A 21,360-nucleotide genomic window follows, 5' to 3' on the forward strand; every position below is an offset into this window, starting at 1 on the left:
ATGTAATATTTTAGATTCAAGAATATAAAAAGAAATTATTAATTCAAATGAAGGTGATTAATTGATTAAGATTCAAACGCAAGTTGAGGAGTGGAGAATGGCAAAGCTACCTCACTATTTGCAGAAAGAGCTTGAAAAAATTACAAATGACAACAAGTTATTAGAAGATCACTTTTATCAATATGTGAAATTCGGTACTGGTGGCATGCGTGGTGTCCTAGGTGTTGGTACGAATCGGATGAACATATATACAGTGCGTCGTGCAGCGGCAGGTCTTGCCAAGTATGTATGTGATGGCGGTGAGAAAGCGAAAACTAGGGGTGTAGTCATTGCATATGATACGCGTCATTTTTCGAAAGAATTCGCTGTTGAAACTGCAAAAGTTTTAGGTGCTTACGGAGTGCATAGTTATGTGTTTAGTGAATCTCGCCCGACACCAGAGCTTTCATTTGCCGTCCGTTATTTATACGCCTATGCGGGAGTTGTAATTACGGCGAGCCATAATCCGAAACAGTATAACGGTTTTAAAGTATACGGTGCAGATGGAGCACAGCTTGTTCCTGCGGGTGCAGACGCAATTGTTTCCTATATGGATAAGATTGAGGATATATTTTCGATTGAAACAGTGGAGTTTGAACAGTATGGTCAATATATTTTAGAAAAGATTGACGAGGCTTATCAGTCGAGTCTGCTTCAACTAAAAGAACAGCCTGTGAAAAGTAATATGAAGCTCGTTTACACACCGCTTCACGGTGCTGGTTTAGTGCCTGTATATGAAGGGTTAAAAGCATTTGGTTTCGATGAAGTACATGTTGTTGAAGCACAAGCACTTCAAGATGGTGCTTTTTCGACTGTTCCTTATCCAAATCCGGAAGAAGCAGCAGCATTTGAAATGGCAATGGAATTAGGTCATCAAGTAGGTGCAGACTTACTGCTCGCAACAGATCCGGATGCAGACCGTCTAGGTGTTGCGGTTAGAAACGGCCAATCGTATGAACTTTTAACGGGTAATCAGTTAGGGGCTTTACTGTTAAACTATATTTTGCAAACAAAGCAAAGCAATAAAACTCTACCTGAAAATGGGGTAATGATTAAAACAATTGTCACATCGGAATTAGGAGCCAAGATTGCTGCTCATTATGGCGTGGAGACTATTAATACGTTAACAGGATTTAAATACATTGCCGAAAAAATTGCTGAATATGAACAGTCAAGTGCTTATATGTATTTGTTTGGCTATGAGGAAAGCTACGGCTATTTAATCGAACCATTCGTACGTGATAAAGACGCGGTGCAAGTGGCGTTAAAAGTAGCGGAAATGGCAAGTTTCTATGAGTCACAGGATAAGACATTGCTTGATACCATAGAAGATGTGTATAAACAGTTTGGCTACTACAAAGAAGCGCTCATCTCTAAGGTTTTTAAAGGTAAATCGGGTCAAGAAGAAATGGCCCTGCTGTTGGATACAGTTCGACAAAATCCACCAGCTGAAATTGCTGGTAAAAAAGTTGTTCTATACGAAGATTATTTAACAGCGACAGCAACTGCTATTACAGGTGATAAGCTACCGATCGATTTACCTAAAGAAAATGTACTGAAATTCATACTTGAAGATGAATCGTGGATTGCTATCCGCCCATCCGGAACCGAGCCGAAATGTAAATACTATTTTGGTGTAACTGGTGAAAGTGCTAGTCAAGCTTCAGAACGATTGGAACAATTAAAATTGAGTTTTATATAGATTATGTAAAGGTGTTTAGAATGAAATATTCTAAATACCTTTTTCATTTTAATAGAAGAAAAACTTGAATAGTAGGTATATATTAGATGTTTCGAGACTATACTATTAGAAAGATATTTATAGAATCTATTTTAATGCACCAAAATAGTTGAGACTCAACAAATCGTCAATCAGTCTATCTACTACACTTTATCAAACATATTTCATCTTTAAAACACTACCATTGCCACTCTATTATTCACAGCTAAAACTTCACTAACTTACTTAATCACAACCAGTTAATATGTGAAAAAATAATAGAAGGAGCTGTGATTCGTTTATGCAAATCCCATTACATGCAAAGCGCTATGCATTCACACAAGTCGTAAAGCTGTCCCCAATTGCCGCAAGTAAATTATTATACTGGAACAAATTCAAAACCCGTTTAAACCTGGAAAACCCAAAAACCTTTAACGAAAAAATAATGTGGCTCAAACTATTTGAAGATGTTGAATTTAAAAGAAGATTTACAGATAAGGTGAAGGCACGCGAATATATGATTACAGTCGGCTATAACTATTTACTGCCACCGCTGATCGGAATTTTTGATGAAGTGGAAGATATTATTTTCGAACAACTACCAAGGAAATTTGTTTTGAGATGCTCGCACGGTGATGGTATGACAATAGTTTGCGAGAACAAACGTGAAATGGATTACCGGGAAACAAGGCTGCAATTATCAGAAATGATGGCAACGGATTATTCGTTGAAATTTGCGGAACCTCACTATGCATCGATACTGCCTAGAATAATAATCGAGCGTTTCATCGAATCATCAACTGGCAATGATACACAAGAATACAGCATTCATTGTTTCCATGGTGTACCTAAGATTATCGAAACTACTTTCCACCGTTTTACACCGAAAGAGCAAACGCTCATGTTAACGCCGGATTGGTTTAATACAAATTATATTAAGAAAAAGTATCCGTTTGATGAAGGAAAAGCGAAACCTGCGCAGCTGGACGAACTGCTTGCCATTGCGAAAAAGCTGAGTAAGCCGTTTACGTATGTACGGATCGATTTAAAGGTAGTAGATGAGAAAGTTTACTTTAACAACTTTACATTCACACCGGACGCTTGTTTAAATAACCAAATTCAAGAAGATGACAGTTTGAAGCTTGGACAATGGCTTGATTTGGATATTGAAAAGTCAAGGCATCCTGTTTCTGTAGCCCGTTCCAAATATTAATCACTTTAACTGATTAGGAGGATTCCCATGATACCGATTGTATCTATTATTGTGGCAACACACAATGTTGAATATTCGATAAGAGAATGTCTGAAAAGCCTGCAGCAGCAAACATTGCAAGAGATTGAAGTGCTAATTATGAATAATGGTTCTTCTAAAGGAACGGCTCTTATTTGTGAAGAATTCGTTAGTGAAGATGAGCGTTTCAGTTTATTTAACGCGCAAAACCTTACGTTAAGTGAAGCGCGCAATTTTGGGATGCAGGAAGCTGCCGGAAAATACATTGCGTTTGTGGATGGACATGATTTTGTGGAAAGTACGATGTATGAAAAGCTTGTGCAGCGAGCTGAGCAGAAGCATGCGGATCTCGTGCTGTGTGGTTATACGAAGTACTGGCCGGAAACAGAGCGAAAAAAACAGGTGAAAGTAAATGAAGCACTTTTAACAAAACCGAACCCTGTTAATTATTATCTTACAAAGCATAATGAAGCCTATATTGTGCCATGGAACAAACTGTTTTTACGTTCCATCATTATGGGAGAACAATTATATTTTGATAATTATCCATTTTTTGAAGATGTTGGGTTTATCGCACAGTACTTATCGTTTGCGAAAAAGATCGCCATTGTGAATGAAGCGCAGTACAACTTTGTGCAATATGAGGAAATGCTGATGAAAAACTATAGTCCGTCCATTGCTCATTCCCATGCGCAAACATATGCACAAATGAAGCAGTTTTTTGATAAAAGGCAATATCGTAATGTAATTGAGGGATTAAATTTACGTCTATATATTCATCGTTATCATCATGTGCTGTTAACGACGTCAAATACACGCCAAGTAAAATCGCTGGAGCGTCAAATTATCCGGGAAAGCAAAAATTTTTCCCAGCTTCCTTGGAATCTGCGCATCATGAAACCGTTAGTGAAAATGAGGGTGTATCCGGCATTTTTCCGGTTGGTTCATAAAGTAAGGGCTTAAATAGAGGGAGAGAACTCGTTACTGTACAAGAAAAATTCGAAGCTGGATAAGGGGGAATATTTGTGATATTAGTCGTTGGTGGCGCGGGCTTTGTTGGAAGCCATGTCGTAAATTTGTTACTGGAAAAAGGGCCGGTCGTTGTGTATGATAATTTATCCACAGGACACCGCGGATCAGTCGATGAGCGGGCTATTTTTATTGAAGGCGATCTATCGGACCAAAAACGGTTAACGCAAATATTTACATTGTTTCCGGTTCAATCTGTACTCCATTTTGCAGCATCGGACTCAGTCAACGAGGCAATGGGGAATCCTGAATATTACTATGAAAACAATGTCGGCGGCACATTGGCGTTATTAAAAGTCATGCGGGCGTGCAGAGTAAAAAATATCGTTCTCTCTTCGGCGGTTACAGAAGAAAATGAGCGACAAGGGCAAAAGTGTATGATTGAACAGATGTTGGAAGTTTATACGAAAGCTTATGACATGAATGGAATTGTTCTTCGTTATAGTAAGAACAGCAGCGTACAAGCTTCGGTAAGCGGAACTCCGGAAGCTGCGATTTCTGAAAGGAAAGATAACAGTGGTTTTAACAATGTGTTCGATGTAGCAAATGCACATTTATTGGCACTTGAAGCGTTGGAACGGGAGGAGCCGGCATTCAGAATGTATGATTTGTCGGCGGCTAGCCCGAAAAATACGAACGAAGAGCTTGGCTGGCAGGCCGAACGAAATGTTCATGAAATGATTGAAGATGCCTGGAATTGGCATGAAAACTCAAAATGTTAGCTTCTTACTCTGTTACAATTCAATTTGTAGCAGTTTTTTTGCGTCTAGTATAAAAACAGTGGTAAAATAATTAGATGTTGAAGAACAGAAAGAGTGGTTTTAAAAATGAAAGTATTATTTATAGGCGATATCGTCGGTTCAATCGGTCGCGATGCTGTGGAGCAGTATTTGCCTCGATTAAAGAAAAAATATAATCTTGATGTAGTGATCGCGAACGGCGAAAACGCTGCAGCGGGCCGCGGCATTACACGTGCGATTTATAATGATTTACTTCAAATGGGTGTTGATGTCATTACAATGGGTAACCATACATGGGACAACAAAGACATTTTTGATTTTATTGATGATGCAGATTACTTAGTGCGTCCGGCAAACTTTTCGAAAGATGCACCAGGACGCGGTATGACGCAAGTATCGAAAAACGGTGTGACAATTTCAGTCATCAATCTGCATGGCCGCGTGTTTTTACCACCGCATGAAGATCCATTTGCGATGGCGGTCGAAATGGTCGAAGAAGCGAAAAAAACGTCGCCAATCGTATTTGTCGATTTCCATGCTGAAGCGACAAGTGAAAAAATCGCATTAAGCTGGCATCTGGATGGAAAAGCATCTGTCGTTGTTGGAACACATACACATGTTCAAACAGCGGACAACCGTATTTACCCAGGTGGCACAGCATACATTACAGATGTTGGTATGACTGGTCCGTATGATGAAGTATTGGGTATGGGCAAAGATAATGTCATTTATAAATTCCTGACAAATATGCCGGCACGCTATGAAGTACCGAAAAAAGGCCGCGCTGTATTAAGTGCATTCTTTGTAGAAATTGATGATAAAACAGGAAAAGCCATTCGCCAGGAACGTGTATTGATTAATGAGGATAATCCGTTTCGCGGCTAAGTAAACATTGAAGATTTAATCACCTATTACTGAACATGAGAGGCAAACGTCTTTTCAAATCAGTGATAGGTGTTTTTTTGTTGCGGATGAATTTAGTTATGGGTTCTTTTTGATTGCAATTGAGAATTATAAATGAAAGTGAGGATTATACAGATAAAGGCGATGATTGTCCGTCTAGAATTGAGTTTCAGGTTTTGTAGCATGCAAATTGCTGGCAACTTGGAACTGAGGATTAATGTTACACTTTAAGGATTAAGTCATACGTATTAAGAATTATAATTGCAGCACATATAATAAACCTGTAAAATCCAATGAATTTAAAAATTGATAATAGTATGGCAGTAGAAAATAGAATAAAACGAAAAGAGTATGGAAATAAATGTATTAAAAAGGGTGGAAGAAAAAGATGGGAAAAAGAATGGCTTGGCTGATAGTTGTTTTATGGATGTTGCTCATTTTTTATTTTTCACACCAACCAGTATTTGAATCGAGGGAATTGAGTACAATGATTACAAAACGATTGATAGAGATTGGAGAAAATGTTACACCAATAGAAAATGTGAAATTAGATCAGATTCATCATTTTGTCCGGAAAAATGCGCATTTCAATATATATTTTTTCCTCGGTATTTTTACGATGCTGGCACTAAAAATAAGTGGGGTGAAAGGTAATCGCAGTGTAGTTATCGCACTAATTATTTGTATAATCTATGCAGTTACCGATGAATTTCATCAATTATTTGTTCTCGGCAGAGGTGCTCAATTAAAAGACGTTATAATTGATTTGGTTGGAGCTACTACTGGTATTGCTACTGCCTCTCTTATTGGTATGAGAAGAAAATCTAGAATGGCTAATCTAAACAAGGGTCTTTGAAGTTAGTGTGCATAAATATGATTGTGAGTCATGGTAGAAAGTGAATTATTCTATAATATATTGTTAATCTGAGAATAGAATCTTGTCGAATACAAGATTCTATTCTCTTTTTTTAGGAAGAATGAATAGTTTCTCACTCGTATGAATATGCTAAAACTACTAATTATTTGGATTAGTAGTTAATCATCTATTAAGGTGGGGATATCGTGAATATTTTAGTGACGGGCGGGGCGGGGTACATCGGTTCACATGCCTGTATTGCATTAATTGAGGCAGGACATTCAGTAGTCGTTATAGATAATTTAAGGAATAGTAGCAAATATTCCATAGAGAGTATTAAGAGAATTACAAATCAAGAAATTTCTTTTTGTAAAATAGATATTTCGGATAAATCTGCGGTTGAAAGGATTTTCGAAAAGAATTCATTTGACGGTGTGATTCATCTGGCTGGATTGAAAGCAGTCGGTGATTCAGTAAAAAGACCGTTGGAGTATTATGAAAATAACCTCATGAGTACACTTTCCATTCTAAATGCATGCCAGAAGTTTAATGTGAATCGATTTGTATTTAGTTCTTCTGCTACAGTGTACGGAGAAAATAAAGTGCCTTTTACAGAAACGATGGAATTAATGCCAACTACTAATCCGTATGGCGAGACGAAGGTAATCTGTGAACGAATTTTAACTGATATTGCTAAAATTAATCCGGCATTTTCAGTTTCCATTTTGCGCTACTTCAATCCGATTGGTGCACATGAAAGTGGCTTAATCGGTGAGTCACCAACTGGTATTCCCAACAATCTCATGCCATACATTACACAAGTTGCTAAAGGAAAGCATCCATTTCTAAATATATACGGTAATCACTACCCAACAACTGATGGTACAGGGCAACGTGATTATATTCATGTTATGGACTTAGCTGAAGGACATGTAGCTGCGATGGAGCAGATGACTGAAGGGGTTCATATTTACAACTTGGGAACTGGTCGTGGCACAACAGTATTAGAGTTAGTAAAAGCATTTGAACAAGCTACTGGAATTACAATTCCCTATAAAATTTCGGTACAAAGACAAGGAGACATTGCAACGTGTTATGCAGATGTTTCAAAAGCACAGCGACAACTACAATGGTCAGCAAAACGCGATTTAATCGGCATGTGCCGTGATGCATGGCGCTTCGAGCAAAACTTTCAAAAAGTATAAGCCTTAATTATTTTCTATCTATCCTACTCTATCCATTCTAATATAGCGACATTATCTAATCCTACTTTGCCAATCTGCTTTTAACTAATCAAGGACAAACTAATCAGGAGGCACTTCATGAAAACTAGATGGAAGTGGGGAATTGGCATTACTATTCTTTTTTGTATAGTATCGCTGATTGTCTCGCTTAATGTATACGGAGATATTAAAAGTACTGCAAATGAAATCTATACCCCTCTTCAACTTAATAATTCAACTATTCGTTCACAACCTGTTGACATTAAAATAAAAGCAGAACCGTTTTCAGCATTGCTTTTAGGCGTAGATGAGCGCGGTGGAGACTCAGGTCGTACAGACACGATGATTGTTTTAACAGTTAATCCATCGCTCCAAACGACAAAAATGCTTAGCATACCTCGAGATACGTATATCGAGATTGTAGGCAAAGGATTTGAAGATAAGATTAACCATGCCTACTTTTATGGTGGAATGGAAATGTCAGTTAAAACAGTAGAAAACTTTTTAGAGATTCCAGTAGATTATGTAGTGAAAGTTAATATGGAAAGTTTTGTTGATATTGTAGACATTGTAGGAGGTATAACAGTTGATAATGGGTTAGATTTTTATTATGAAAATGAGCACTTTCCAATTGGTGAATTGACATTGGACGGAGAGAAATCTCTGAAATATGTTCGCATGCGTTATGACGATCCGACAGGTGACTTTGGCAGACAAAATCGACAAAAGCAGGTTATCCAGGGTGTCTTAAAAAAGGGGTTGTCTCTAAATACGGTTTGGAACTACAAATCTATTTTCAAAACAGTAGAAAAAAATATAGAAATGAATATCCCATTTAATGATTTATATAAACTTCAAAAAAATTATAGTAATAGTTTAAAAAACATTGAGCAACTTCACATAAATGACGGGAAATCGATGATAAAAAACAGAATTTATTATTATGTGCCGGATGAGAAGGAACTTTCTGATGTAAAAAAAAATATACAAGAGCATTTAGGAATAAAGAATGAACGAGAACTTGGGAAGTAGGTATAATTTAAATTAGATTATTAGTGATAAAGTCTCTATAGATAACATATAAAATATAATTAATCTTCAAAAAGACCTAAATGAATTAGCTATTGAAGGGGTGTTTTAATGAAAACAGTGAAAAAAGCCATCATTCCAGCAGCGGGATTAGGTACAAGATTTTTGCCTGCTACAAAAGCGATGCCTAAAGAAATGTTACCGATTGTCGATCGCCCTACTATTGAATTTATCGTTGATGAAGCAATTCAGTCGGGTATTGAAGATATTATTATCGTAACTGGAAAAGGAAAGCGGGCAATTGAAGATCATTTTGATCGAAATGTAGAACTTGAGCAATATTTAATAGAAAAAGGGAAAGTTGATTTGTTGGAAAAAGTGAATAAATCTTCGAAAGTCAATATTCATTATATCCGTCAAAAAGAGCCAAAAGGATTAGGGCATGCTATTTGGTGCGCACGTAAATTTATTGGAAATGAGCCATTTGCTGTGCTTTTAGGTGATGATATTGTACAAGCAAAAGTGCCATGTATAAAGCAATTAATCGCACAATATGAACAAACGCTATTTTCTGTTATTGGTGTTCAACCTGTATCACATGAAGAGACAAATCGCTACGGTATAATCGACCCAATTAACAATGAAAATCGATTGTATCGCGTAAGACAATTTATTGAAAAACCTGAATTGGGATGTGCACCATCAAATCTTGCAATAATGGGGCGTTACGTATTAACGCCTGAAATTTTTACGTTTTTAGAGCTTCAGGAAGTTGGGGCAGGAGGAGAGATTCAGTTGACTGACGCGATTCAAAAATTAAATGAAACACAGCCCGTCCATGCATATAACTTTGAAGGGAAGCGCTTTGATGTAGGCGAAAAGCTGGGATTTATATTGACAACAATTGAGTTTGCTCTACAAAATGAGGAGTTGGCCGCCGAGATACTTAAATTTCTGGAGCAAAATTATAATAGTACTTTAAAATTACCGTTAATGGAGGGAATCGGTTGAAAGTAGCGGTAGTTGGTACAGGATATGTAGGATTAGTAACAGGTGTCACTTTATCTGAAATTGGTCACCATGTGACGTGTGTAGATATCGATGAAGTTAAGGTAGACAAAATGAAAAAAGGAATTTCTCCTATATACGAGCCTAACTTATCAGAATTGATGGGAAAGAATATAGAAGCTGGAAGATTAAAATTTACAACGAATTATGAAGAGGGATTTAGTAAAGCACAAGTGATCTATATTGCTGTTGGAACACCGGAAAATGATGATGGTTCCGCTAACTTACAATATGTAGAACAAGTAGCCACAACAATCGCACTAACTGCCAAGCAAGATACGATTGTTGTAACAAAAAGTACCGTACCAGTTGGCACGAACGATCGATTACAGCTAATAATCGATCGTACTAAATTATATCATATTTCGATTGAGGTAGTGTCAAATCCTGAATTTTTAAGAGAAGGAACAGCAATTTTGGATACTTTTCAAGGAGATCGTATTGTAATTGGTGCTAAGAGTGAAAAGGCAGCCAAAATTGTAGCTGAGGTGAACCGTCCATTTAATATTCCAGTTTACACAACGGATATTCGGAGTGCGGAAATGATTAAGTATGCTTCTAACGCTTTTTTAGCAACAAAAATTAGTTTCATTAATGAAATCGCTAATATTTGCGAACGAGTAGGAGCTGATGTGGAAAAGGTTGCAGTTGGAATGGGACTTGATAAACGAATAGGGACAGGCTTTTTAAAAGCGGGAATTGGCTATGGAGGCTCTTGTTTCCCAAAAGATACTAAGGCATTAATCCAAATTGCCGGGAATGTGGAATATGATTTTGAAGTATTGAAAGGTGTAGTCAATGTAAATAAAAAACAACAAAGAAAAGTATTATCTCTCCTATATGAGCAATTACCCCAAGTTCAAGATAAAAAAATTGGCGTTCTTGGATTAGCATTTAAACCAAAAACGGATGACATGCGTGAAGCGCCATCAATCCCTATTATTAATGAGCTAATCAAAGCAGGAGCACGAGTTTATGCTTATGATCCCATTGCGGAGGAAAATGCAAGGAAATTTTTAGATCCGTCTGTCCATTATGTAGAAAAAATTGAGGGTGCAATAGAACAGGCTGATGCAGTGCTCATTCTGACAGAATTGGACGAGATTTTAAATATAAATTTATCAATTTTTTATAGAATGAATTACCCATTGATTATTGATGGGAGAAATTGTTTTGAAATAAACCAATTGGAAAAATTTCAATATGAATATTATTCTATTGGAAGAAACACTTTAAAACCACAGTACCCTTTGATGGAAAGTCGGTGATTAAGGTGATGTTTCAATCCATTAGAGAGTCAAAAAAAAAAATTAAAGACCAAAATACACCAATGCATCAAGTTCAAATAAATAATAACAAACTTTACTTGGTTAGTAAAAGAATTATTGACATCATATTTTCGTTATTTGGAGTTATCTTATTATTTCCAGTATGTATCATAATTGCTTTTTTTATAAAGTTAGAGGATAGGAAAGGGCCAGTGATTTTTAAACAGATTCGTGTTGGAGAGAATGGAAAAACATTTCGAATTTATAAGTTTCGTTCAATGATAACGAATGCTGAGGAAATAAAGTTACTTTTAGTGAATCAAAATGAAGCATCAGGTCCTGTTTTTAAAATGAAACAAGACCCTCGAGTCACTAAATTTGGTAGGCTTATACGGAAAACGAGTTTAGATGAATTGCCTCAACTTATTAATGTGTTAAAAGGTGAAATGACCTTAGTTGGTCCAAGGCCACCATTACCTGAAGAAGTTGAAAAATACTCCAGTTATGAAATGCAAAGATTAAGAGTAACTCCTGGACTTACATGTTATTGGCAGGTAAATGGGCGAAGTAATATTAGTTTTGAACAATGGATTGAAATGGATTTAAAATATATAAATGAAAGAAATTTATTTCTTGATATAAAACTAATTTATAAAACCATTTTTGTATTATTCGGATCTAAGAATGCCTATTAATTTCCTGATTTTATAAGAAAGGTAAACACTAAGTGTCTATATTACACAATAATCCAAAAATAAAGACAGATTTTCTTATATTTTACTTATTATGGCCAATTATAATAGTCCCCAAGGAAATTCAATTTGTTGGAATTGTCATTGTTTTAGTTTATTTACTTCGTAAACATAAACTAAATTTTGATGTTTTAAGTTGTTTTATGTTGGCATTTATTACAATTTATTTGTTTTCGATTATCGTCAATCTTATTGGGAATACGTATGAATTAGAGCGAATATTTGCTACTGTAAATACTTTTAGCATATGGGTATGTTCTTTATTTTTTTACTTGATTTTTAAAGTAATTCCACTCGATTTGGAACATTTAAAAAAAATAACTTTTATTAATTACTGTATTTTAATCATTTTATGGATATCCAGTATGATTATTTACTTTATTACTAAGTTCCCCAGATTTGAAATACTCAATAGAGAGTTATATTACACAGAATGGTTTGGCAATATGCCGGTAATTAGGTTTGTCGGTTTTATGGATTATCCAAATTTAATAATTATGTTTTTTATGTTTTTCTATCCACTCTTTTTATCATATTTGAAGTATTTAAAAAATTACATTTTTAGAATACTATTGATGATCCTCGGTATACTTCCAATAATTGGCTCTTTTTCGAGAAGCGGCTATGTCATCATGTTAACTTACTTACTAATAATAAGTATTTATTTTACTTATACAAAAATGAATAGAAATTTATTTATTGCTATTTCTTTCTTTAGTCTTTCAATATTCATCCTAACGATATTTTATACAAACGCTTATAACGAGTCAGTATCTATTTTACAGGAATTATTAAATGCACGTGAAGGTAGTAATGTTAGTAGAATTTATTTAATGGTTGAAAGTATAAAAATCACACTAGTTGAATCCCCAATAATCGGTATGGGTGTAAAAGTTACTTCTTTAATTGGTTATCCACTAGGGTCTCATTCGACCTATGTAGGATTATTTTATAGAACGGGAATTGCAGGAGTTATTTTAGGTTTACCAATTTTTGTGATAATAACTTTAAAAATTTTATTTACTAGAGTGGGTATCGATATGACGGTAATTAAAATTTCAATATTAATGATGCCTCTTCTCTTTATTTTTGAAGATATAGATGGGGCAAATTGGTTAATAATAATGTATTTCCTATTAGTAGCTACAATTTTTAATAAAACACCAATCTTATATAAAGACAGTCGATAATGAGCTCACTATCTTTAAAGGAGGCGCAGGATGAGGACTTTTATAGATAAGGATTTATATTTAGGCAGTCAGTTGGAACTCATTAAACTAATTGTAAAAAATTCAAATGACAAATTTAAAACTGCTTATTATGCTATCAATTCGGACTGTATGCTTAAATATTGGAATGATATAGAGTACAGGGGGATTATCAATAAAAAGGATAATATCTCTTATGTTGATGGAATGGGCGTAATTTATGCACAAAAAATACTTAATATTCCTGTAGCGAAAGAGAGAATCGCAACGACTGATCTCTTTCCGGAATTAATGAATTATTTAAATGTGCACAAAAACAATTTAAATATATTTTTGTTGGGAGGAGAACCAGATATAGCTGAGACCGTTAAAAGGAATTTCTCGGAGATATATCCTAATGTGAATATTGTTGGAACACATCATGGATATTTTAATAAGGATACTGATAGTAAAAGTATCATTGATATTATAAATTCTTTGGATGTGAATATTTTATTTGTAGGATTTGGAAATCCACTTCAAGAAAAATGGGTAGAGAAGCATTATTTTTCACTTGAAGTAAATTCAATAATTACTTGTGGAGGGCTATTTGATTATTATGCAAACAAAGTAAAAAGAGCTCCAATTATTTTTCAAAAAACAGGTTTCGAATGGCTTTTTAGACTATTTCAGGAACCGAGACGACTATATAAGAGATATATATATGGAAACTTAAATTATGTATTAAAGGTATTATTCATGAAATTGAAGTCATGAAGAATTATAAATTAATTTTTTGCTGCAAGTTTCGTAAAATTTTGAATGAAAGGGTGATTACATGACTGTAAACTATAATCCTTTAGTAAGCATAATAGTTCCCACATTTAACAGAGCCCAACTAGTAAAGGAAGCTATTAGTAGTGTATTAAATCAGACTTATAGAAATTTTGAAATTATCGTAATTGATGATAATTCTACTGATAATACTGCTGAATTAATAAGTAAGATAAATGATGGTAGAATATATTATTTTCGTTTAAATAAGAACCAGGGTGCGCCTGCAGCAAGAAATCTAGGGCTAAAAAAAGCAAGTGGTCAATTAATTGCTTTCTTAGATTCAGACGATCAATGGGTTTCTAAGAAATTAGAAAAACAGATAGCTCTTTTTGAAAGAGAGCAACAAATAGGTCTAGTGTATACAGGGATAAAATTTATAAATAGTCAATTTGAAAGAATCTTAGTTCCAAAAGTTAGAGGAGATATTAGTAAGAGTATTTTAAAGAAAAATTATGTGGGACCTACATCTTCTGTAGTGATAAAAAAAGCATTAATTGATGAGGTAGGAGGATTTGATGTAACTCTTCCTAGTTGCCAGGATTGGGATTTATTTATAAGAATAGGCCAAGTTTGTGAGATTGATTATATTGCAGAACCCTTAGTTTTATATTTTGAGCATGAGGGTACAAGAATTTCCACTAACCCTAAGGCAGTTGTAACTGGGCATTTAAAAATTTACAGCAAATATCGCCAACATATTAAAGCTCTATCAATGAAAGAAAAGCAAAAACATTTTCTGAATATGGGAAAAATATTGTTAAAGGCTAGTCTATTAAAAGTAGATAAAAATATTATAGAGAAGAGTCGATTTATAGAGAGGATAATTTTTAAGGTTATTCGGTTCTTATTTATGAAAACTGTTAAATTTTCACCTTTATTTTCCAGTAAGTTGATTTATTATAAAAAGTTTAGAAAACGTTTGAATTTGAAAAATCCTCAAACGTTTAATGAAAAATTAATGTGGTTAAAATTTAATGAAGAAGATTCTTTAAAAACGCTCTGTACAGATAAATCTTTAGTTAGAGATTATTTAAGTAAATTAGGTTACTCCGATATATTAGTGGATTTATATCAAACATATGATAGTACTGAACAAATTGATTTTGAACAATTGCCGAATAGTTTTGTGCTGAAGTGTACACATGGGTCGGGCTTTAATATTATATGTTCTAATAAGAAAACCTTGGATAAAGAGAGTGCCATAAAGCAATTAAAAAAGTGGATGATAATTGATTATTCATTGCTGATGGGCGAATCGCATTACTCTAAAATCAAACCACGCATAATTGCAGAACAATATTTGGGTGAAGAAGGAAATAACAAACTACCAGTAGACTACAAAATACATTGTTTTCATGGGGAACCCAAAATTTTGGATATCGTATTGGATCGAGGAACAAACGAAAAAAAACACATTATGTTCAATAGTGATTGGGAAATGATTCCCTATACAAATGATAGTATTAACTTCAAGGAAGAGATTAAAAAACCTGAGAAATTAGAAGAAATGTTGGAGATGGCAAGGGGACTAAGTAAAGGATTTACGTATGTAAGAGCAGATTTTTATTATTATAATGATAAGATCTATTTTGGCGAACTAACATTTACACCTGGAGCTTGTTTAGATACAGATTATGTTGAGGGCGTTGATTCTAAGATGGGGCAGTTAATCGATTTGACTATTTTAAGAAAAGAAAACTTGAACAATAGATTGATTAGAATATGAAATGAAAAAAATCTATTCTCTCATTTATGTGACACCATCGTCTAGAATAAAATATTTGAAGAATAATTTTATAGTAAGAAGTGTCATGAAGGTGGCATCAGGTACTGCTTTTGCACAAATAATCGCTTTGTTGCTTATTCCATTTATAACAAAAGTTTATGGAGCAGAGTCATATGGAATTATGGGCGTATATTTATCTACTCTTGCAATATTGACAAGTATAGTGGCCCTTACACTACCTAGAGCTATTGTTTTACCTGAAAAAAGAGAAGAAGCACAAGCAATAACTGCTGTATCTTTTAAAATAATTATTTTTATGACTTTACTATCATTCATTTTTTTAATTTTTACTAAAAATAAAATATTGATATTATTAGGAATTGAAACAATCGGTAACTGGATACTTTTGGTCCCAATTGCAGCATTTTTTTCTGGTATTCTTCAAATTATGCAGCAGTGGGCAATTAGAGAAAATCAGTTTGGAATATTCGCGAAAACAGCAGTATATCAATCTTTATATAATTATGGAGGAAAAGTTTTAACTGGTTGGATAGCGCCAATAACTGCCAATTTAATTATTATATCATCTTTAGTAGATTTATTACGGGCCAATACTATCATGTTTTCATTAAAGCATAGATTGGAAATTAACTTTGGATTTTTCCGGAAAAATCAGTGGGAAAATCGTAGGTTATTAAAGAAATATAAGAACTTTCCTCTATATCAGGCACCTGAGGAATTTATCGATGCCATTGCTCAAGGAATTCCGGTAATCATATTAACGTTTTTTTTTGGTCCTATGAGTGCAGGGTATTATACATTAAGTAGAATGGTGATTTCTACACCTTCTTCTCTATTAGGGAATGCAATAAATGATGTATATTATCCAAGATTAGCACAAGCGTCACAAAATAACGAGCCAATCAGGCCTATTTTAATAAAGGCTACAAAAGCTTTAATCATTGTAGGGGCGTTTCCTTACACAGTGTTTTTTATCTTTTCGCCGTTTATATTTGAATTAATATTTGGTGAAGAGTGGAGAACAGCAGGAGAATATTCAAAATGGTTAGTTTTATGGATTTATATGATGTTTGTAAATGGTCCAAGTGTAAAAGCCTTACTAGTAATAGGTGCACAAAAATGGAGTCTAAAGTTCACAATAATTACACTCATTTTTAGGTTGATGTTATTAATCATTGGTGCAGCATATTTTAAAAACGAGTTAATTGCAATTATTCTCTTCGCAATACTTGGATTCATAGTAAATATAACTTTAATTTTACAAACACTTATTAAAGTGAAAAAATTCGATGAGAGTAAGGGGGGAGACATTGACTAGTTTATTTATTTGTGGAGATATTTTAAATGAGTATAATGATCAGGAAATTTGTGATCAAAATTTAAAGGAAATCATAAAAAAGTCTGATTATGCAATTTGCAATTTTGAAGCACCTATTGAAGGGTTTGGTAGTAAAATTCAGAAATCAGGTATTCATCTCCGACAAAAGAGAGAAACGGTTGAAATTTTAAAGAATACTGGATTTAACTTATTATGCTTATCTAATAATCACATAATGGATTATGGCAAAGAGGCATTAGATGACACAATAAATGAAATTAAGGAAAATAACCTAGAATATATTGGGGCAGGAATGGATTTCAAATCAGCATATAAGCCGCTAATTAAACAAATTGATAATATAAAACTAGGAATAATTAACTGTTGCGAAGCCCAGTTTGGGGTTTTAGACAATAAAAGTAACAAAACTGATGCTGGGTATGCATGGATTAATCACCGGCTTATTTGTCAGATAATTTTGAATTTAAAGGAAGAATGTGATTGTGTTATATTACTTGCACATGCCGGCTTAGAAGATGTTTCTATCCCGCAAATAGAATGGCGTGAAAAGTACAAGCTTTTTTGTGATTTAGGAGTGGATATTGTAGTAGGTTCTCATCCTCATGTTCCACAAGGATATGAAAAATATAATAATTCTTATATCTTTTATAGTTTAGGTAATTTTTATTTTGATGATAAAGAAAATCACTTGGCAAAAAGGGATAGTTCATTTTCACTTCTAATTCAGATCGATGATAAAAAGGTATCAGGTATCGATTTTGTTTACCATTATACAGAAATTAACAAAGTGCGATTAGCAACTAAAGATGAAGTCGATATTGAAGAATTAAATAATCTACTAGGTAAAGGGTATGAATATCTTCATAAAAAAATAAGTAATGAAGCATATGCAAACATACTAACAGTAACTAAGTTATTTTCGAAAACCACTAATATAAATTTTAAAAATTTTATAAAAAATAATAATTTTATTAGAAGTATGTTTAAGAAGGATAAAATTGATAAAAAAGTAACCAATATGCATTATTTAAGAAATGAATCTTATTATTATGTTATTAAAAACGTGCTTATAGATAGAATTTATAATAAAACTACCGGGAGATGAGGAAAACGTGAAGACTCAATTACTCCAAACTAGTATCTTAAGTGAATCACTCTTACACATTAAGTGGTCTGACTATTATGAATCAGTTAATACTATTCATCATTATATAGAAAGAGAAAATGGTGAACTAACGGGTTGGATAAATTCACCCATAGAAAACAATGGTGTAACGTTGAACTCAATTCTTCAAATAGCCAATAAAATCAAATTGTACGCAGACGTTTTAGTAGTAGTAGGCATCGGTGGCTCCTTTTTAGGCGCTAAGGCGATTCAAGATGCATTAACCCCTTATTTTGGGCAAATACCAAGTGGAATTGAAGTTATATATGTCGGTCACAATATGAGTGGGACCTATATAAAACAATTACTGAAAAGCCTTGAAGCTAAAAGTGTCTATATAAATATTATTTCCAAATCCGGTTCTACACTTGAGCCTGCATTGGCATTCCGGGTATTACGCAATTATATGGAAAATCGATATGGTGATGATGTTCAAAATAGAATTATTGTTACGACAGATGCTAAAAATGGTCTATTAAAGAAAATAGCAAATAGTTCGGGTTATCGACAATTTGTCATTCCTGAGAATATTGGTGGTAGGTATTCTGTATTAACACCAGTCGGACTATTGCCAATTGCTGTTGCTGGCATAGATATAACACAATTATTAGAAGGAGCGAAAAAAGCTGCACTTCAATTAAAAGAAGAAAGCCTTGAAAAAAACGAAGCCTATCGTTATGCAGTCATTCGTCACGTGCTATATAAAAGAGGGTACAAGATGGAATTGCTTGCTTCATTTGAACCTGGACTTTCAATGTTTCAGGAATGGTGGAAGCAATTATTCGGCGAAAGCGAAGGAAAAGAAAAAAAGGGCTTATACCCAAGTGGTGTAATTTACACAACGGATTTACATTCTGTTGGGCAGTTTATTCAAGATGGAAATCCAATCCTTTTTGAAACAATCCTTCATTTTAATGAAGTTGCTACAGACTGTATCATACCGTTTGACAGGTATAATCGGGATGGGTTAAATTATCTGTCGAATAGAAGCTTTAATGAAATAAATTCGATTTCCAAACAAGGTGTAATTGCTGCACATACAGATGGAGGAATTCCTGTTATACAGTTGGAATTAGAGAGATTAGATGCCTATCATATTGGTTATCTTATTTATTTTTTTATGAAATCTTGCGCGATGAGCGCTTATTTATTGGAAGTTAATCCATTTGACCAACCGGGTGTAGAGGCTTATAAGTCGAAGACACGCGAGTTAATGCAAAGAGAAATTGTTTATAAAGAATCACTTGCATAACTCCAAAAACGAAAATAATTAGTTTCTATCTAAAAACCAATCATTAAAAGAGGAGAGAAGTTTTACAAGGGGGGAATGGAATTGGAAGAAACACTCGGTCTACAAGAATTTGCAAAAATATTAAAGAAACGCTCATGGCTTATTATTATTTTAACTGTTATTAGCATTGCAATCAGTGCAGGTATCAGTTTTTATGCCTTAACCCCAGTTTATGAGGCACAAACTCAAATTTTAGTAAATCAAAACAATAGTGCTGAGGGGGTATACTCTTGGCAAACAACTGAAACCGATTTACGTTTAATCAATACGTATAATGTCATTATTACAAGCCCTGTTATTCTAACTCCAGTAATCGATGCACTCGATTTAAACTACACTCCATCACAATTAACACAGCAAATCTCCATCTCTAACGAAAATGACTCAAAAGTTGTAACAATCAGCGTGGAAGATTCAAATCCATCAAAAGCAGCAGAAATTTCAAATAAGGTAGCAGAAGTATTTAAAGAACAAATTCCACATTTAATGAGTGTCGATAATATTTCTATTTTATCCGCAGCTAAACTAAGTGAAAATCCTACACCGGTTAAACCGAATAAAATGCTGAATGTAGCGATTGGCGGTCTTATCGGTATAATGGTTGGCATTGGTATGTCGTTTCTGCTTGAATTTTTAGATATGACTATTAAGAGTGAGACGGATGTGGAAGATTATTTGGAGTTGCCGGTGATTGGAATGGTTGATTTTATTAAAGAAGATAAGCAAAAGAAATTTTCATTGAATCTCCGAAAAGCGAGGAGAAGCTAAATGGTTAAATTGAGTTTAAGAAAAAAAGGGAAGAATGTAGAAACTGCGCAAATAGCTCGAAAACTGGTAACTATTTCAGGAACGAAATCTTATATTACCGAGCAATTTCGTACAATACGCACAAACATTAAGTTTTCGATGCCTGATGAACCATTAAAGACACTATTAATCACTTCCTCAACTCCAGGGGAGGGGAAATCTACGAATGCTGCGAATCTAGGTGTTGTATTTGCACAGGAGGACAAAAGAGTACTAATTATTGATGCAGACATGAGAAAACCGACGTTGCATCATACATTTAAAACATTCAATAAGGTAGGGCTTTCGAATATTCTTGCACGAAGATCGGCCTTACATGATGCGGTCCAGGAGACGTTTATTGTTGGGCTCGATGTTATTACAAGCGGTCCCGTCCCACCAAACCCTGCGGAATTGCTTTCGTCTCAATCATTGGAGGCTTTACTTCAGCAGGTAAAGAATGATTACGACATTGTCATTATTGACTCACCTCCATTATTATCGGTGACCGATGCGCAAATATTGGCGAATAAATGTGATGGGACGATTATGATTCTAAATACTGGTGTTGTCGATAAACGAGCCGTTAAAAAGGCGAAAGCTTTATTGGAAGCTTCGCACACAAAAATTTTAGGTGTGGTGTTGAACAATTATAAAACACCGAGTCATTATAACTATTACGAGGAGTATAGTTTCTCTGAATAATTTTCTTTACATAGATACGATTTTCGTAGTCTATTTAAGAATTGAAGCGCATACAATGACGTACAGGCAATAAAAATTGCCTAAAAAAAGATAAAGCAGTACTAGATGAGGAGGAAATAGCTGTGGATTCATTAAAAGTATCATCTCGTTCTAATCCTAATTCTGTTGCAGGAGCACTCGTTGCGGTTATACGAGAGCAAGGGTTTGCTGAAATGCAGGCGGTAGGTGCAGGTGCGTTAAACCAGGCAATTAAAGCAGTAGCAATCGCTCGAGGGTTTGTAGCCCCAAGCGGCACAGATTTAATTTGTGCACCGGCTTTCGCGGACATTATCATTGCTGGAGAAGATCGTACGGCATTAAAACTACTCGTTGAAAAAAGAAGTCGTTAAATCATGAAGACCCATACACCCGCTTAGCACCCGTACAAGGCTAAGCGGGTGTATTT

At 34.4% G+C, this 21,360-nt stretch carries 20 protein-coding genes; all 20 read left to right on the forward strand.

The window, feature by feature from the left end; all coding sequences use genetic code 11:
* The first annotated feature begins 97 nt into the window (after positions 1 to 97).
* The 20 genes from ABS917_RS01350 (at position 98) to ABS917_RS01445 (ending at position 21,304) form a co-directional block, all read left to right on the forward strand.
* On the forward strand, positions 98 to 1,741 hold the full coding sequence (locus ABS917_RS01350) for a phospho-sugar mutase (RefSeq protein WP_350477463.1): 1,644 nt from the start codon (positions 98 to 100) through the stop codon (positions 1,739 to 1,741).
* A 319-nt stretch (positions 1,742 to 2,060) separates the two neighbouring features.
* Positions 2,061 to 2,972: an ATP-grasp fold amidoligase family protein gene (locus ABS917_RS01355; RefSeq protein WP_350477320.1), complete on the forward strand. Its 912-nt coding sequence runs from the start codon at positions 2,061 to 2,063 to the stop codon at positions 2,970 to 2,972.
* A 27-nt stretch (positions 2,973 to 2,999) separates the two neighbouring features.
* A complete protein-coding gene (locus tag ABS917_RS01360) occupies positions 3,000 to 3,953 on the forward strand; it encodes a glycosyltransferase family 2 protein (protein ID WP_350477321.1) in 954 nt (317 codons plus the stop codon).
* 62 nt (positions 3,954 to 4,015) lie between these two features.
* Positions 4,016 to 4,741 carry an NAD-dependent epimerase/dehydratase family protein gene (locus ABS917_RS01365; protein WP_350477322.1) on the forward strand — a complete coding sequence of 242 codons (726 nt, stop codon included), beginning with the start codon at positions 4,016 to 4,018 and terminating at the stop codon, positions 4,739 to 4,741.
* Positions 4,742 to 4,846: 105 nt separating this feature from the next.
* Positions 4,847 to 5,644, forward strand: a complete 798-nt coding sequence (locus tag ABS917_RS01370; RefSeq protein WP_340800576.1) for a TIGR00282 family metallophosphoesterase — start codon at positions 4,847 to 4,849, stop codon at positions 5,642 to 5,644.
* A gap of 406 nt (positions 5,645 to 6,050) precedes the next feature.
* A complete protein-coding gene (locus ABS917_RS01375; protein WP_350477323.1) occupies positions 6,051 to 6,518 on the forward strand; it encodes a VanZ family protein in 468 nt (155 codons plus the stop codon).
* A gap of 206 nt (positions 6,519 to 6,724) precedes the next feature.
* The gene (gene galE / locus ABS917_RS01380) at positions 6,725 to 7,723 is read left to right on the forward strand and encodes a UDP-glucose 4-epimerase GalE (RefSeq protein ID WP_350477324.1); all 999 of its coding nucleotides are present in this window, start codon (positions 6,725 to 6,727) and stop codon (positions 7,721 to 7,723) included.
* 117 nt (positions 7,724 to 7,840) lie between these two features.
* Positions 7,841 to 8,773 carry an LCP family glycopolymer transferase gene (locus tag ABS917_RS01385; RefSeq protein ID WP_350477325.1) on the forward strand — a complete coding sequence of 311 codons (933 nt, stop codon included), beginning with the start codon at positions 7,841 to 7,843 and terminating at the stop codon, positions 8,771 to 8,773.
* Between the two features lie 108 nt (positions 8,774 to 8,881).
* Positions 8,882 to 9,781, forward strand: a complete 900-nt coding sequence (gene galU / locus ABS917_RS01390; protein ID WP_350477326.1) for a UTP--glucose-1-phosphate uridylyltransferase GalU — start codon at positions 8,882 to 8,884, stop codon at positions 9,779 to 9,781.
* Positions 9,778 to 11,106 (forward strand): UDP-glucose dehydrogenase family protein, encoded by a 1,329-nt coding sequence (locus ABS917_RS01395; RefSeq protein WP_350477327.1) that lies wholly within the window; start codon positions 9,778 to 9,780, stop codon positions 11,104 to 11,106. The genes galU and ABS917_RS01395 overlap by 4 nt, the downstream gene beginning before the upstream one ends.
* A gap of 62 nt (positions 11,107 to 11,168) precedes the next feature.
* Complete coding sequence (locus tag ABS917_RS01400; RefSeq protein ID WP_350477464.1) at positions 11,169 to 11,801, forward strand: sugar transferase; 633 nt, start codon at positions 11,169 to 11,171, stop codon at positions 11,799 to 11,801.
* Between the two features lie 32 nt (positions 11,802 to 11,833).
* A complete protein-coding gene (locus ABS917_RS01405; protein WP_350477328.1) occupies positions 11,834 to 13,048 on the forward strand; it encodes an O-antigen ligase family protein in 1,215 nt (404 codons plus the stop codon).
* Between the two features lie 30 nt (positions 13,049 to 13,078).
* Positions 13,079 to 13,822 (forward strand): WecB/TagA/CpsF family glycosyltransferase, encoded by a 744-nt coding sequence (locus ABS917_RS01410; RefSeq protein WP_350477329.1) that lies wholly within the window; start codon positions 13,079 to 13,081, stop codon positions 13,820 to 13,822.
* A gap of 61 nt (positions 13,823 to 13,883) precedes the next feature.
* Complete coding sequence (locus ABS917_RS01415) at positions 13,884 to 15,608, forward strand: ATP-grasp fold amidoligase family protein (protein ID WP_350477330.1); 1,725 nt, start codon at positions 13,884 to 13,886, stop codon at positions 15,606 to 15,608.
* An 85-nt stretch (positions 15,609 to 15,693) separates the two neighbouring features.
* Positions 15,694 to 16,947: a lipopolysaccharide biosynthesis protein gene (locus ABS917_RS01420; RefSeq protein WP_350477331.1), complete on the forward strand. Its 1,254-nt coding sequence runs from the start codon at positions 15,694 to 15,696 to the stop codon at positions 16,945 to 16,947.
* Positions 16,940 to 18,073, forward strand: coding sequence for a CapA family protein (locus ABS917_RS01425; protein ID WP_350477332.1), 1,134 nt, complete (start codon positions 16,940 to 16,942; stop codon positions 18,071 to 18,073). Before ABS917_RS01420 ends, ABS917_RS01425 begins: the two co-directional genes overlap by 8 nt.
* A gap of 7 nt (positions 18,074 to 18,080) precedes the next feature.
* The gene (locus ABS917_RS01430) at positions 18,081 to 19,385 is read left to right on the forward strand and encodes a glucose-6-phosphate isomerase (RefSeq protein ID WP_350477333.1); all 1,305 of its coding nucleotides are present in this window, start codon (positions 18,081 to 18,083) and stop codon (positions 19,383 to 19,385) included.
* 75 nt (positions 19,386 to 19,460) lie between these two features.
* The gene (locus tag ABS917_RS01435; protein WP_350477334.1) at positions 19,461 to 20,192 is read left to right on the forward strand and encodes a YveK family protein; all 732 of its coding nucleotides are present in this window, start codon (positions 19,461 to 19,463) and stop codon (positions 20,190 to 20,192) included.
* Entirely contained in the window at positions 20,193 to 20,915 is a 723-nt protein-coding gene (locus ABS917_RS01440) for a CpsD/CapB family tyrosine-protein kinase (protein ID WP_350477335.1), read from the forward strand.
* Positions 20,916 to 21,037: 122 nt separating this feature from the next.
* Positions 21,038 to 21,304 (forward strand): stage V sporulation protein S, encoded by a 267-nt coding sequence (locus ABS917_RS01445; protein ID WP_008403166.1) that lies wholly within the window; start codon positions 21,038 to 21,040, stop codon positions 21,302 to 21,304.
* Positions 21,305 to 21,360: the final 56 nt, after the last annotated feature.

The sequence above is a fragment of the Solibacillus sp. genome, assembly GCF_040273735.1.
Lineage (GTDB): Bacteria > Bacillota > Bacilli > Bacillales_A > Planococcaceae > Solibacillus.